Origin of the sequence: Tenacibaculum sp., assembly GCF_050290165.1 — a bacterium.
Taxonomy (GTDB): Bacteria; Bacteroidota; Bacteroidia; order Flavobacteriales; family Flavobacteriaceae; genus Polaribacter.
This window is the reverse complement of sequence record NZ_JBNKHD010000019.1, coordinates 22,579-37,445: the sequence shown is the minus strand read 5'-3', so window position 1 is coordinate 37,445 and position 14,867 is coordinate 22,579. Positions and strand designations below refer to the sequence as shown.

The window sequence follows — 14,867 nt, the reverse complement described above, 5'->3', positions numbered from 1 at the left end:
TTAAATAATTTACTGATAAACAGATTTTGAATTAAAAATTTATGCAAATATAAAATAAATTTTAGATAAGTCTAAAAATATGTTTATATGAAACAAATTTGTACATTTGTATAATCTAAAAAGTGAATATGTTTAGTCAGTCTGAAGAAAATTATATCAAAGCAATGTATCATTTAACTGCTGATTCAAAAAATGGAATTAGTACTAATTCAATTGCTAAGAAATTAGAAACCAAAGCATCTTCGGTTACTGATATGGTGAAAAAGCTATCTGATAAAAAAGTGGTAGTGTATAAAAAGTATCAAGGAGTAACCTTAACTGATTTTGGTAAAAAAATAGCGGCTAATATTATTAGAAAGCACCGATTATGGGAGGTTTTTTTAGTTGATACTTTGAATTTCTCTTGGGATGAGGTGCATGAAGTGGCAGAGCAATTAGAGCATATTAAATCGCCTAAATTGATTAACGAGTTGGATGCTTTTTTGGGGTATCCTAAAAGAGATCCACATGGAGACCCAATTCCAGATAAAGATGGTAATTTACAAATGATAGACAAGAGTTTGTTGTCAACTTTAAAGGAAAATGAGATGGGAGTTTGTGTTGGAGTGGATGATAGTTCGTCAGAGTTTTTACGATTTTTAGATAAACAAGGAATTTCTTTGGGTAAAGAAATTAAAGTGTTAGATAAAGAGCCTTTTGATGGTTCGTTGGTAATAGAAATGGAAGGTAAAGCATTTTCTGTTTCAAATAAGATAGCAAGTAATTTATATATACAAAAACAATGAGTACAGTAAATCCTATAGTTTCTCTTTTGGTGTTTTTTAGCTTGGCTATACTGTTGTACTATATTTTTAGGCCAACAAAAGGGATTTATTATCTATTGAAAAAAAATTACAAGTTTAAAACAAAAACGATTATAGAAGATATTTTAAAACTTCTATATCACAATCAAGTATCTAATAAAAAGTTAACTACTAATGATTTGACGGATAAGTTGAATTATAACAATCGATTGCTTATTGAAAGTATTAGTAAAATGATTGAGAGTGAACTTATTTATATGGAAGATGATTCGTATCGATTGACAGAATTAGGGAATGAATATGCGCTTCAAATCGTTAGAGCACATAGGTTGTGGGAGAAATTCTTGTCAGAAAAAACAGGTTTTGATAAGAAAGAATGGCATCAAAGAGCGGAGCGAAAAGAACATGAATTAAGTGTTGATGAAACCAATCAATTATCAGAGCTTTTAGGAAACCCGAAGTACGACCCTCATGGAGATCCTATTCCTACTAAAACAGGAAAAATAGCTCCTAAAAAAGGGGTTCAATTGTCAGAACTTTCAGTGGGTGAGGTGGGTCGAATAATTCATATAGAAGATGAGCCAGAGATTATCTATAAACAAATACTGGCGGAGAAAATACATTTAGATTCTCAAATTCGTGTTGTTGAAAATAACAGAATGAGAGTAGTGTTTCATTCAGAAGGAGAAAAATTTGTTTTAGCACCAGTAGTAGCAGGAAATATTACTGTATTGGTTTTTGAAGACCAATCAGTATCTGAAGAAAATATTATGCGATTATCTAGTTTGCAAGAAAATGAAGTCGCAAAAATAATAGGGTTATCTAAAGAATGTAGAGGAGAAAACAGAAGACGATTGTTAGACTTAGGTTTTGTGAGGGGAGCAATAGTAGAGGTTGATTTGCGAAATCCGTTAAAAGACCCTACTGCTTTTTTAATAAAAGGCACATCTATTGCTTTACGAGAAAACCAAGCTTCAAAAATTCTGATTAAAAAAGAATAGTGATGGAAAAACAGACAAAAAGCCCATGTGAAACTTGTACGCACTACAATGCAGAAGGGTTAAAAAAGTTAGGGGTAAATACCGATAATTTTGATTTTGTAGTGGCGTTGGCAGGGAATCCTAATACAGGAAAAAGCACGGTTTTTAATGCGTTAACAGGATTGCGTCAACATACAGGTAATTGGCCAGGGAAAACGGTAGCAAGAGCAGAGGGAGGATTTGAATACAATGCTCAAAAATATAAGTTAGTAGATTTACCAGGAACTTATTCGTTGCTCTCTACTTCGGAGGATGAAGAAGTAGCCAGAAACTTTATCCTTTTTGGTAAGCCTACGCTTACCGTAATCGTAGTAGATGCAAGTAGATTAGAGCGAAATTTGAATTTGGTATTACAAATATTAGAAATTACGGATCACGCTATCTTATGTTTGAATTTAATGGATGAAGCTAAGAGAAACCATATAGAAATTGACACACGAATACTGTCTAAAGATTTAGGAATTCCTGTAGTGGCTACCAGTGCTAGATTTAAAGAAGGAATTCCAGAGCTGCTTAAAACTATAAGTGAGTTGGCTAATAGAAAAATTACATGCAAACCACGAAAAATAAATAACATTCCACATAACATTGAAAAAGCAGTAGAAGAACTTAGTATGTCAATAAAAAAGGAATATCCAACTATAGCAAATAGTAGATGGTTGGCATTTCGATTGTTAGAAGGAGATAAGCAGGTGATAGAGGGTCTAAGGACAGGAAAGTTTATATAAGAAGTAGAAAAATGAGTGCTAAAAATATAGAGAATATAATTTCGTTATCTAAAGATCTTCGATGGCAAATTGGAGATGACTTTCATGATGTTTTGTCGGAAAGTATTTATGCAGAAGCTTCTAAAATAGTAGAAGGTTCAGTAAAAAAAGATGACCAAAAAAGAAAGTTTAGAATTGATGCTCAAATTGATAAAATTGTAACCAGTAAAATTTGGGGGTTTCCAATAATGTTGTTTCTTTTAGGAGTAGTACTTTGGGTTACCATCATAGGGGCTAATTATCCGTCTTCAATGTTGGCTGGTTTATTGTTGGATACGATTCATCCGATGTTGAAAAATGGAGCGAGCTTCTTAGAGTTTCCTTGGTGGTTGTCAGGTTTTTTAATTGATGGAGTGTATTTGGCTGTAGCTTGGGTAATTGCGGTAATGTTACCGCCAATGGCTATCTTTTTTCCGCTGTTTACTTTATTAGAAGACTTTGGGTACTTGCCAAGAGTTGCATTTAATATGGATGCTTTGTTTAAAAAATCAGGAGCACATGGAAAACAAGCGTTAACTATGACCATGGGATTTGGTTGTAACGCAGCAGGAGTGGTTGCAACAAGAATAATAGACAGTCCTAGAGAACGATTAATAGCAATCATAACCAATAATTTCTCATTGTGTAATGGTCGTTGGCCAACACAAATATTGCTAGCCACTATATTCATTGGAGCTGTTGTACCAGAATCTTATTCGAGTTTAGCTTCGTTATCGGCAGTAATCGGAATAGCAGTTTTAGGAATTTTCTTTATGTTTTTCTTTTCTTGGGCCTTGTCAAAAACAGTATTAAAGGGAGAGGTTTCTACTTTTAATTTAGAATTACCACCGTATCGCCCACCCGTATTTTGGAAAACAATTTACACTTCGTTAATTGATAGAACGTTGATCGTATTATGGAGAGCTATTGTTTTTGCAGCACCAGCAGGAGCGGTTATTTGGTTGATCTGTAATATTTATATAGGTAACGAAAGTATTGCTGCTTGGTTAGTGCATTCGTTGGATGGTTTTGGATTCTTGTTAGGGTTGAATGGTGTTGTTTTGCTAGCATATGTAGTAGCAATACCAGCAAATGAAATTGTAATTCCAACTATATTAATGTTAACGGTTATGGTTGTGGGCATTGATGCAGGTGCAGGTGCAGGAGTAATGTTTGAACTAGACTCAGTAACAGCTACGAGTGATGTTTTAAAAGCTGGAGGTTGGACTTTGTTAACAGCAGTGAATGTGATGCTGTTTAGTTTATTACATAATCCTTGTAGTACTACTATTTATACCATTTATAAAGAAACAAAGAGTAAAAAATGGACAGCTGTTGCTTCTATTCTTCCTGTTATAGCAGGTTTTGTAGTAACTTTTTTAGTAGCTCAAATTTGGAGAATCTTCTCTTAAAGTAATTGAGAAAATAAACACAACCTATAAAAACAGTTTTACTTGGTTTTTGTATTTTGCGTTAAAATCAAGTAGTGCAAAATCATTCTGTATTTCAAGTATATAATGCCTCAGCAGGTAGTGGAAAAACCTTTACTTTAGTAAAAGAGTATTTAAAGGTGTTATTGCTGTCTGAAGATATTTTTCGCTTTCAAAAGATATTAGCAATCACGTTTACTAATAAAGCTGCTGGTGAAATGAAAGAGCGTGTGTTGCACAATCTACAAGTTTTTTCAGAAGGAGGAAGTAATGATTTACTAGAAATTATTTTAGAAGAAACTTCACTTGATCGAAATGTTGTAAAAGATCGAAGTAAAAAAATATTAGATGAGATTCTTCGGAATTATGCAGCGTTTTCAATTACTACAATTGATAGTTTTACGCATAAAGTTATCAAGAGTTTTGCATACGATTTAGGATTACCGCTCAATTTTGAAGTTGAAATGGATGCTGGATCGCTACTAAAAGAAGCAGTAGATGTACTCATTTCAAAAATTGGAACCGATGAGGCTTTAACAAAGTTATTGATTGATTTTTCATTGGATAAAGCGGATGATGATAAATCGTGGGATATTTCCCGTGAACTAAATGAGTTTTCAAAAATATTACTGAATGAAGATGATATAAAGCATTTTAGAAAACTGGTAGATAAACAACTCGCTGATTTTACCAGTTTAAAAGCGAAGTTGTCCAAACATCAAAAAGAAATAAAAAAACGTTGGAAAGAAATTGGGGAGGAGGCGTTAAAAATGATTGAAAGTATGCAGTTGGCGCATAATGACTTTTATCGTTCAATGTTACCTAATCACTTTGTGGCGTTGTCTCAAAATCCTGAAAAAGCTAAGTTTTTTGACGAAAGTGCTCTTAGAGAACGAATAGAAGAAAATAATTTTTACGCTAAGTCAAAGTCAGAAGATATAAAAACAGCTATCGAAGGACTTTTACCAGAATTACTTCGATTATATACTGAGTCAGAAAAGTTGTGTCAGCAATTTTTGATGAATAACTTGGCGTTAAAAAGTTTGATTCCGCTGGCAGTTTTAAACAATATCAATCAAGAACTTTCACACTTAAAAGAAGAAAATAACTTACGATTAAACGCTGAGTTCAATCAGTTAATTTCTGATAATATTAAAGATCAGCCTGCACCATTTATTTATGAACGTATTGGGCAAAGATTCATGCATTATTTTATTGATGAAATGCAAGATACTTCCACTTTACAATGGCAAAATTTAATTCCGTTAATCGATAATGCGCTAGCGCAAGAAAATAGTAATTTGTTGTTGGTGGGTGATGGTAAACAGGCAATTTATCGTTGGCGTGGAGGAAAGTCTGAACAGTTTATTGGATTAGGATCAGAGAAAGATAATCCGTTTCAAATTTCGAAAGAAGTAAAAACCTTAGAGACTAATTTTAGGAGTTATGCTGAGGTAATAAATTTTAATAATCAATTTTTTCAACATATAGCAAACTTCTTGCAAAATGAATCCTATAAGCAATTGTTTATTGATGGAAATAAACAGTTAGAGAACTCAAAAAAAGGAGGTTGTGTGTCATTAACTTTTTTAGAAAAAGAAGAAGATAAAGAGGAGGAACAGATAAAATACCCTAAGAAAGTTTTAGAGATTGTCAAAAGATTAGAAAAAGAGTTTTCTTTGAATGAAATATGTATTCTAGTTCGTAAAAAGAAAGACGGAATAGCGGTTGCAAATTATTTGTCAGAAAATGGAATTGATATCATTTCTTCAGAAACCTTATTGTTAGAAAATAGTTCTAAAGTAAAGTTTATCATGGATGTTTTACAGGTAATTCAACATCCGAATGATAAAGAAACCTGTTTGGAAATGCTTTATTTTTTGCAGGAACATTTAAAGACTGTAGAAGATAAACATTCATTTATAGCAGAACTGATTCACCAACCTAACGAAACCATTTTTCAACAATTAAAAAACTATGGAGCTTCTTTTGAATTATCAACTTTTCATCAACTACCTTTTTATGAAAAAGTAGAAGAGATTATTAGAGGATTTCAATTGATTACTTCTTCTGATGCGTATGTACAATTTTTCTTAGATGTGGTATTGGAGCAGCAACGGAAAGGGACAAGTATTCAAGAGTTTTTAGATTTTTGGTCAGATAAAAAAGATAAGTTGAGTATTGTGGCTCCAGAGAGCGGAAATGCGGTGCAAGTTATGACGATTCACAAATCGAAAGGATTGGAGTTTCCTGTGGTTATCTTTCCGTATGATTTAGATGTATACCGACAAGTGAATCCGAAAGTTTGGCTAAATGAGTTGCCAGAAAGTTTTGATGGATTTAAAGAGTTATTGGTTCCATTTAATAAAGATTTGAATTATGTGAATGATCAAGGTTCGGAGATTTACCAACAACAAAGGGAAGAGTTAGAGTTAGATAATTTTAACCTATTATATGTTGCACTGACAAGAGCGGTAGAGCAATTACATGTTATAACGGAAAAGAAAATTTCGTCAAAAGGTGAAGAAAACACAAATTTTTACTCAGGAGTTTTTATCAATTATTTAAAAGCTCAAAACTTGTGGAATGAAGAGCAATTAGAATATGTTATTGGTAATTCGGGAAGAGTCGGTGAACGTAAACAAGAAATTAATGCAACAGAAATTCAAGAAACATTTATTTCTACACCTTGGCGAGAGCACAATATTCACATGTTAGCAAGTGCTTCTAAATTGTGGGATACCGAACAAGGAAAGGCTATTGAGTTTGGTAATTTGGTTCATGAGATGATGGCTAAAATTATCACTGCAAAAGATATTGATAAAATAGTACACCGATATGAACAACAGGGAATTCTTCCTCAGGAGAAAAAGGAAGAAGTGACTAAAAATATTGAACAAATTGTAAATCATCCTTTATTGGAAAAATATTTTTCTAACGAGGTAACAGTTTATAATGAACGCGAAATTGTAGATGTTGATGGTCAAATTGTAATTCCAGACCGATTGGTGTTTAACCAAAATAATGAAGTAGTTATTATTGATTATAAAACAGGAAAACCATCGAAAGCTTATCATCAACAATTATTAAGATATGCTAGAGTGTTGCAGACAATGAATTTTAAAGTGCAAAAAAAACTACTTGTATATATTGATGAAGAAATTTTGGTTGAAGAAGTTTAAAAACTAACTTTGACCTTTTATATATAGCAAACAACTTTCAAACATAAATTATGTACGGAAAAATAAAAGAACAGTTACAACAGGAAATTCAGGATATTAAAGATGCTGGATTGTATAAATCAGAACGTATTATTACTTCGTCGCAAGACGCAGTAATAAAAATTTCTACAGGAGAAGAGGTGATTAACTTTTGTGCTAATAACTATTTAGGGCTGTCTAATCATCCAGAAGTAATTCAAGCGGCTAAGGATACAATGGATACTCATGGTTTTGGAATGTCGTCTGTGCGTTTTATTTGTGGTACGCAAGATATTCACAAACAGTTAGAGAAAAAGATTGCTGATTTTTACACTACAGAAGATACTATATTATATGCTGCAGCTTTTGATGCAAATGGTGGAGTTTTTGAGCCATTATTAACAAGTGAAGATGCTATTATTTCTGATAGTTTAAACCATGCCTCTATTATTGATGGAGTGCGTTTGTGTAAAGCGGCACGATATCGTTATGATAATAATGATATGGCATCACTAGAAGAACAATTAATTGAAGCGAACAAGCAAGGTCACCGTTTTAAGATTGTTGTAACTGATGGAGTTTTTTCTATGGATGGAATCGTAGCGAAGTTAGATGAGATTTGTGATTTAGCAGATAAGTACGATGCAATGGTGATGGTAGATGAATGTCATGCAGCTGGGTTTATCGGAAAAACAGGAAGAGGAACAGTAGAACTTAAAAATGTAATGAATCGTGTTGATATTGTTACAGGAACTCTAGGAAAAGCCCTAGGAGGAGCAATGGGAGGGTATACGACAGGTAAAAAAGAAATTATTGAAATCTTACGTCAGCGTTCACGTCCGTATTTGTTTTCAAACTCTTTAGCACCTGCGATTGTAGGAGCTTCTTTAAAAGTATTTGACTTGTTATCTAACGATACATCATTACGAGATAAATTAGAATGGAATACGAATTATTTCCGTGCAGAAATGGAAAAAGCAGGTTTCGATTTGGTAGGAGCTGACGCAGCTATTGTACCAGTAATGCTGTATGATGCAAAGTTGTCGCAAGTAATGGCAAATAAACTATTAGAAGAAGGTATTTATGTAATAGGGTTCTTTTACCCTGTGGTTCCAAAAGATCAGGCAAGAATTCGTGTACAGCTTTCAGCAGCTCATGAAAAAGAGCATTTAGATAAAGCAATAAACGCTTTTATCAAGGTTGGAAAAGAGTTAAACGTGATATAAATATCTTAGTCAAAAACTTGCAATTTTTATAAGTTTTTGTAGATTTGTTTTTGTAAATAAGTTTTAACAACTTACATTTGCGAGTATATAAACGAACTTTTAATTTAAATTTTTAATAATGAAACAATTAAAATTAGCTGTGATGGCTTTAATTACGTTTGCTGCTGTAAACGTTAGCGCACAGGATTCAAACAACCCTTGGGCGGTTGGTTTCGGGGTTAATGCAGTTGACATTAGAATCCCTTCAGAATTTGGAGATTATGCTAAAGATTATATCGGTACTAGTGACTGGAATATCTTGCCTTCAATTTCAAGAGTAACTGTTGATAGATATTTAAACGACGGATTTACTTTACAGTTAGCTGGGTCGTTAAATAAAATTGAAACTTTCAGTGTAGAGGATGATATGGACGAGCTTTACTGGGCTATCGATGCTAACGTAAAGTATGACTTAAACAACTTAATTGGAGAAACCGGATGGTGGGATCCTTATGTATATGTTGGTGGAGGTTATACTTCTTTGGCTGATGAAGGTGAAGGAATGTTAAATGTTGGAGCAGGATTCAATACTTGGTTTAACGATAACTTAGGTTTAAACTTTCAAACTGGAGGGAAAAAAGAATTTGCTGATAAAGTTCGTGATCACTTCCAACACTCAATTGGTTTAGTATTCAGATTCGGAGGTAAAGATACTGACGGAGATGGAATCTACGATAAAGATGATGCTTGTCCAGAAGTTGCTGGATTAAAAGAATTCAACGGGTGTCCTGATACTGACGGAGACGGAATCAAAGATTCTGACGATGCTTGTCCAGAAGTTGCTGGTTTAGCTGCTTTAAACGGATGTCCTGATGCTGATGGAGATGGTATTGCTGATAAAGATGATGCTTGTCCAACAGAAAAAGGAACTCAAGCTAACAACGGATGTCCTGATGCTGACGGAGACGGTGTTGTAGATGGAAAAGATAAATGTCCTGAAACTGCTGGTCCAGCTGAAAACAACGGATGCCCTTGGCCAGATACTGACGGAGACGGAGTATTAGACAAAGATGATAAGTGTCCAAACGAAGCTGGTGTTGCATCTAACAACGGATGTCCAGAAGTAGTAATCAAAGAAGAAGCTGTTAAGCAATTAAACGAATTCGCAAGAGCTATCTACTTTAACTCAGGAAAATCTACTTTCAGAACTGGAGTTACTGGTAAATTAGATTTAATCGCTGGAATCATGAAGGAGTACCCAAAAGCTAACTTCAGTATCCAAGGTCACACAGATAGTGCAGGTTCTAACGTTACTAACCAAAAATTATCTGAAAAAAGAGCTAAAGCTGTTTTAGATTATTTAGTAGGTAAAGGTGGAATCGCTGCTGATAGATTAACTTCTGCAGGATTTGGTGAAGACTATCCAATTGCTGATAACAAAACAAGAGCTGGTAGAGCTGAAAACAGACGTGTTGAAATTAAATTAGTTAAGTAATTTAATAAACACTTCTATATAAAATAAGCCTCACGAAAGTGGGGCTTTTTTTTGTTTAATTTTTTTACGGAAAAATACTTGGAAACGTTTTTTAAATTCCATTAAAAAAATTACCTTTGCACCTTGAAAAAACGAGCTAAAGCTCATATAGTAAATAAAATAACTTTAATTACACATAGTAATGTCTACAATAACAGGTAAAGTTTCTCAAATTATTGGTCCAGTAATCGATGTTGAGTTTAATACAGAAAATGCTGAATTACCAAAGATTTATGATTCGTTAGAAATAAAAAAAGCCGATGGTTCAATTTTAGTTTTAGAAGTTCAACAACATATTGGTGAAGATACAGTTCGTACTATTTCTATGGATGCGACTGATGGTTTACAAAGAGGGCAAGAAGTAATTGCTACTGGTAACCCAATTCAAATGCCAATAGGTAATGATATCTACGGGAGATTATTTAACGTAACAGGTGATGCAATTGACGGATTAGGGAATTTACCTAAAGAAGGAGATGCTGGTTTACCAATTCACCGTACAGCTCCAAAGTTTGAAGATTTATCAACTTCTACCGAAGTGTTATTTACAGGGATTAAAGTAATCGATTTAATTGAGCCTTATGCAAAAGGAGGTAAAATTGGATTGTTCGGAGGAGCAGGAGTAGGAAAAACTGTATTAATTCAGGAGTTAATTAATAACATCGCAAAAGGACACGGAGGTTTATCTGTATTCGCTGGTGTAGGTGAAAGAACTCGTGAAGGAAACGATTTATTACGTGAGATGTTAGAATCAGGAATTATCAAGTACGGTGATGATTTCATGCACTCTATGGAAAATGGAGGATGGGATTTATCAAAAGTTGATAAAGCTGGAATGAGAGATTCTAAAGCAACTTTCGTATTCGGTCAGATGAATGAGCCACCAGGAGCACGTGCTCGTGTAGCTTTATCTGGATTGACAATTGCTGAGTATTTCCGTGATGGAGCTGGTGAAGCACAAGGAAAAGACGTATTATTCTTCGTTGATAATATCTTCCGTTTTACACAAGCAGGTTCTGAGGTGTCAGCATTATTAGGGCGTATGCCATCAGCGGTAGGTTACCAACCAACATTAGCAACAGAGATGGGAGCAATGCAAGAGCGTATTACTTCTACTAAGAAAGGATCTATTACATCTGTACAAGCGGTTTATGTACCTGCGGATGATTTAACGGATCCAGCACCAGCAACAACGTTTGCTCACTTAGATGCTACTACAGTATTATCTCGTAAGATTGCTGAGTTAGGTATTTACCCTGCGGTTGACCCATTAGATTCTACATCAAGAATTTTAACTGCTGATATTTTAGGTGATGAGCACTATAACTGTGCACAAAAAGTAAAAGAGATTTTACAGCGCTATAAAGAATTACAAGATATTATCGCAATTTTAGGTATGGAAGAATTATCTGAAGAAGATAAATTAGTAGTTCATAGAGCACGTCGTGTACAACGTTTCTTATCTCAACCATTCCACGTTGCTGAGCAGTTTACTGGAATCCCAGGAGTATTAGTAGATATTAAAGATACTATCAAAGGATTCAACATGATTATGGATGGAGAGTTAGATAAATATCCTGAAGCGGCATTTAACTTAAAAGGATCAATTCAAGAAGCAATTGATGCTGGAGAGAAAATGTTAGCAGAAGCGTAATTAATTGCCTTAAGCTTATAGCTTAAAGCCTAAAGCATTAAATTTATGTATTTAGAAATTGTAACACCAGAAGCTATTTTATTTTCATCAGAAGTTGATTCTGTTGTAGTGCCAGGTGTAAATGGAGAATTCCAAATTTTAAATAATCACGCACCTGTAGTGTCTATTTTAAATGAAGGAAGAGTTAAAGTACACGTACATACTCAAAATCATTTAGTTTTTGATGACTTACATGGAAGCATTGAAAGGTTAGCAGGAGATGATAAAGTTTTAACGTTAGCTATCAAATCAGGAACCATTGAAATGAAAGATAACAAAGCGATTATTCTAGCAGACTAGTTCGCATTATTATAAAATAAAAAGCAACCGTTTTAGGTTGCTTTTTTTATTCTCTTAAAGAAAATAGCACATCGAATTTAATTATCTTTGTAGTGATGAACGGAATATTTTTATTTATTGGAGGACCAGAGATTTTTGTAATCTTGTTAATCGTTGTAATGCTGTTTGGAGCCGATAAAATCCCTGAAATAGCTAGAGGGTTAGGAAAGGGTATGCGTCAAATTAAAGATGCTACAAACGATATTAAACGTGAAATTAATGAGAGTGCCAAAAATCAAGGTATAGATACCGACTTTGTAAGAGATATAAAAAACGAAGTAAACGAAGTAAAAGATAATATTGACGATTTTACAGGACCTATAAAAAGAAATCGTTAAACCAATAAAATTGACATAGTTTACAAAAACTATGTCAATTTTATTTTTGTAGTGTTTTTTACTTGCTTCATTACAAATGAGCTTTGAATGTTTGAAATGACTTCTAACTGCGATAATTTTTTTAGTACAAAATCTTGATATTCATTCATGTCTTTCAAAACAACTTTTAATAAGAAATCGTACACACCAGCGATGTAAGATACTTCTACGATTTCATCTATTTTAGACATATACTCTTCAAATTCTTTAAAGGCAGTTTCTTGATGTTTTACTAAGGTTACTTGGCAATACACAATTAAACTCTTATCAATTGTTTCTAAGTTTAATAAGGCAACATATTTGTCTATAATCCCAATGGTTTCCATTTTTTTAATACGCTCATGGGTTGGAGTTATGGATAGATTTACCTTATTTGCTAGTTGTTTTATGGATTGTTTGCAGTCTTTTTGTAGCTCCTCTAAGAGCTTTTTATCTACGTTATCTAATTGATGCATGGTAAGTTTTTCTGTTTTAAAATACTTTTTTACTCTTAAAAAGTATTTATACCTGTTTAAAGTTTAAAAATAGTTTTTTTTTCTTTATTGATATGTGTTTTATAGATATATATCCTTTAAGGATATATTTGTTAAGTGATTTAATAATATTTAAAACAGGTAAATATGAGCAGAATAAAAGAAATTTATGATAGAATTAGCGAGGCTTCATCTCATTTTCTTGGTTATCCTTTAGCAAAAGATTTCAATTACAGTGAATTTGCACCTTTTTTAAATTTATGTATTAACAATGTAGGTGACCCAGAATCTCCTTCAACATTATCTATAGATACTAAGGATGTTGAGAGAGAGGTTATTAGTTTTTTTGCCAATATGTTATCTTCTTCAACTGATGATGTATGGGGTTATGTTACTAATGGAGGTACAGAAGGGAACCTGTATGGATTGTATTTAGCGAGAGAAAGTTTTAATAATCCAGTAGTTTACTACAGTGAGTCTACACATTACAGTGTAAAAAAGAACTTACACCTGCTTAACTTGAAAAATATAGTTGTAAGAAGTCAAGAGAATGGTGAAATGGATTATGAAGATTTAGAGAATTTGATAACCCTACATAGAGATAAACCAGCAGTTTTCTTTTTAAATATTGGAACTACCATGACAGAAGCTGTAGATGACTTAGATAGAATAAAAGGAATTATTAAAAAGTACGCTATCAAAGATTATTACATTCATTGTGATGCTGCATTTTTAGGATGTATTGCTCCTTTTGTTGATCCAAAACCAAAATTTGACTTTGCAGAAGGAATTGATAGTATTTCTATATCTGGGCACAAGTTTATTGGTGGGCCAATACCTTGCGGAATAGTTTTAGCGAAGCGTAAGCATAGAAACAGAATTGTAAACTCAGTTTCATATGTTGGAACTTTAGATACTACTATTACTGGTTCAAGAAATGGATTAACACCTTTATTGTTATGGGCTTTTATAGAAAAACATGGGAAAGAAGGATTGATATCCAGAGCAAGAAAATCACAAGAATTAGCGGGGTATACAGAACAAAAATTAAACGCAATAGGAGTAAAAGCTTGGAGAAATAATGAAGCGCTAACCGTGGTGTTAGATAAACCATCTGATGTTTTATGTAAAAAATACCAATTGGCTTCAGAAAATGATATGGCTCACATTATTTGTGTACCTGGGATAGAAAAATGGCAAATAGATGCTTTTATTGAAGACTATGCAAAAGAGTTATTTATTGCTGAAAGATTAACGCATAATTAAATCCTTATTACAGCTATAAAGTTAAAAAGCAAACCTCAAGGTTTGCTTTTTGTTTTTATAAGACTCTACTAATTGTTAAACCGTCTCGTATGGGTAATAAAACGGTTTCTAAGCGACTATCTTCATTTAAAAGTCTATTATACTCTAAAAGAATTTTAGTGTCTATATCTTTAGGATCTAGCTCTTCCACTACTTTACCACTCCAAAGTACATTGTCAGATAAGATAATCCCCCCTTTATTCATTTTTTCAATAATCAAATGAAAATAGTTTACATAGTTAGATTTATCGGCATCTATAAACACTAAATCAAACTTGTTGTCTATAGTTGGAATTATGTCTAGAGCATTTCCTACATACTGAGTTATTTGATCTTTATATTCCGATTTTTGAAAATACTTGTGTTGAAGTTCTTCTAATTCCTCGTTCTTATCAATGGTATAAATTATACCATCTTTAGCCAATCCTTCTGCTAAACACAAAGCAGAATACCCAGTGTAAGTTCCAATTTCTAAAATTGATTTAGGTTGAATTAATTTTGAAAGCATAGACAAAACTCTTCCTTGAAAAGCACCACTTAACATGCGAGGATTTAACACTTTTTGCCAAGTTTCTCTACTTAATTCTTGTAGTAGTTTTGGTTCAGCTTGAGAATGCTCAACAACATAATTATCTAGTTTTTCTGGTAAAAAGTGCATACTATTATTTTTTCTGGAGCAAAATTAAAAAAACGGAATTTATCACTGCGATAAATTCCGTCTC

The 14,867-nt window shown here is 33.2% G+C and carries 11 protein-coding genes and 1 pseudogene; 10 read left to right on the top strand and 2 right to left on the bottom strand.

Going from position 1 to position 14,867, the window contains the following annotated elements; translation table 11 throughout:
• Positions 1–128 precede the first annotated feature (128 nt).
• The 9 genes and pseudogenes from ACQY6M_RS15360 (at position 129) to ACQY6M_RS15320 (ending at position 12,328) form a co-directional block, all read left to right on the top strand.
• Entirely contained in the window at positions 129–785 is a 657-nt protein-coding gene (locus ACQY6M_RS15360) for a metal-dependent transcriptional regulator (protein WP_428740916.1), read from the top strand.
• Entirely contained in the window at positions 782–1,804 is a 1,023-nt protein-coding gene (locus tag ACQY6M_RS15355) for an iron dependent repressor, metal binding and dimerization domain protein (RefSeq protein ID WP_428740917.1), read from the top strand. The genes ACQY6M_RS15360 and ACQY6M_RS15355 overlap by 4 nt, the downstream gene beginning before the upstream one ends.
• Before the next feature lie 2 nt (positions 1,805–1,806).
• Positions 1,807–4,001 (top strand): annotated as a pseudogene (gene feoB, locus ACQY6M_RS15350) (ferrous iron transport protein B).
• Between the two features lie 74 nt (positions 4,002–4,075).
• A complete protein-coding gene (locus ACQY6M_RS15345; protein WP_428740918.1) occupies positions 4,076–7,201 on the top strand; it encodes a UvrD-helicase domain-containing protein in 3,126 nt (1,041 codons plus the stop codon).
• 50 nt (positions 7,202–7,251) lie between these two features.
• Positions 7,252–8,445: a glycine C-acetyltransferase gene (gene kbl / locus ACQY6M_RS15340; RefSeq protein WP_428740919.1), complete on the top strand. Its 1,194-nt coding sequence runs from the start codon at positions 7,252–7,254 to the stop codon at positions 8,443–8,445.
• 118 nt (positions 8,446–8,563) lie between these two features.
• Complete coding sequence (locus ACQY6M_RS15335; protein WP_428740920.1) at positions 8,564–9,919, top strand: OmpA family protein; 1,356 nt, start codon at positions 8,564–8,566, stop codon at positions 9,917–9,919.
• Positions 9,920–10,100: 181 nt separating this feature from the next.
• Positions 10,101–11,612 (top strand): F0F1 ATP synthase subunit beta, encoded by a 1,512-nt coding sequence (gene atpD, locus ACQY6M_RS15330; RefSeq protein ID WP_428740921.1) that lies wholly within the window; start codon positions 10,101–10,103, stop codon positions 11,610–11,612.
• 45 nt (positions 11,613–11,657) lie between these two features.
• A complete protein-coding gene (locus ACQY6M_RS15325; protein ID WP_428740922.1) occupies positions 11,658–11,951 on the top strand; it encodes a FoF1 ATP synthase subunit delta/epsilon in 294 nt (97 codons plus the stop codon).
• Between the two features lie 95 nt (positions 11,952–12,046).
• On the top strand, positions 12,047–12,328 hold the full coding sequence (locus ACQY6M_RS15320) for a Sec-independent protein translocase subunit TatA/TatB (protein ID WP_428740923.1): 282 nt from the start codon (positions 12,047–12,049) through the stop codon (positions 12,326–12,328).
• A gap of 29 nt (positions 12,329–12,357) precedes the next feature.
• Here ACQY6M_RS15320 and ACQY6M_RS15315 read toward each other — a convergent pair whose 3' ends face one another.
• On the bottom strand, positions 12,358–12,822 hold the full coding sequence (locus ACQY6M_RS15315; RefSeq protein ID WP_428740924.1) for an Lrp/AsnC family transcriptional regulator: 465 nt from the start codon (positions 12,820–12,822) through the stop codon (positions 12,358–12,360).
• 165 nt (positions 12,823–12,987) lie between these two features.
• Between ACQY6M_RS15315 and ACQY6M_RS15310 the strand changes: the two genes are divergently transcribed.
• On the top strand, positions 12,988–14,106 hold the full coding sequence (locus ACQY6M_RS15310) for a histidine decarboxylase (protein ID WP_428740925.1): 1,119 nt from the start codon (positions 12,988–12,990) through the stop codon (positions 14,104–14,106).
• A gap of 55 nt (positions 14,107–14,161) precedes the next feature.
• Here the strand turns inward: ACQY6M_RS15310 and ACQY6M_RS15305 are convergent, their stop codons facing one another.
• Positions 14,162–14,803, bottom strand: coding sequence for an O-methyltransferase (locus ACQY6M_RS15305; protein WP_428740926.1), 642 nt, complete (start codon positions 14,801–14,803; stop codon positions 14,162–14,164).
• Between the last annotated feature and the right edge of the window lie 64 nt (positions 14,804–14,867).

Excerpts from the sequence above, each read along its gene's own strand:
- atpD (WP_428740921.1), top strand. The coding sequence starts at position 10,101 with ATGTCTACAATAACAGGTAAAGTTTCTCAAATTATTGGTCCAGTAATC.
- kbl (WP_428740919.1), top strand. The coding sequence starts at position 7,252 with ATGTACGGAAAAATAAAAGAACAGTTACAACAGGAAATTCAGGATATT.
- ACQY6M_RS15315 (WP_428740924.1), bottom strand. The coding sequence starts at position 12,822 with ATGCATCAATTAGATAACGTAGATAAAAAGCTCTTAGAGGAGCTACAA.
- ACQY6M_RS15335 (WP_428740920.1), top strand. The coding sequence starts at position 8,564 with ATGAAACAATTAAAATTAGCTGTGATGGCTTTAATTACGTTTGCTGCT.
- ACQY6M_RS15325 (WP_428740922.1), top strand. The coding sequence starts at position 11,658 with ATGTATTTAGAAATTGTAACACCAGAAGCTATTTTATTTTCATCAGAA.
- ACQY6M_RS15355 (WP_428740917.1), top strand. The coding sequence starts at position 782 with ATGAGTACAGTAAATCCTATAGTTTCTCTTTTGGTGTTTTTTAGCTTG.
- ACQY6M_RS15360 (WP_428740916.1), top strand. The coding sequence starts at position 129 with ATGTTTAGTCAGTCTGAAGAAAATTATATCAAAGCAATGTATCATTTA.
- ACQY6M_RS15310 (WP_428740925.1), top strand. The coding sequence starts at position 12,988 with ATGAGCAGAATAAAAGAAATTTATGATAGAATTAGCGAGGCTTCATCT.
- ACQY6M_RS15320 (WP_428740923.1), top strand. The coding sequence starts at position 12,047 with ATGAACGGAATATTTTTATTTATTGGAGGACCAGAGATTTTTGTAATC.
- ACQY6M_RS15305 (WP_428740926.1), bottom strand. The coding sequence starts at position 14,803 with ATGCACTTTTTACCAGAAAAACTAGATAATTATGTTGTTGAGCATTCT.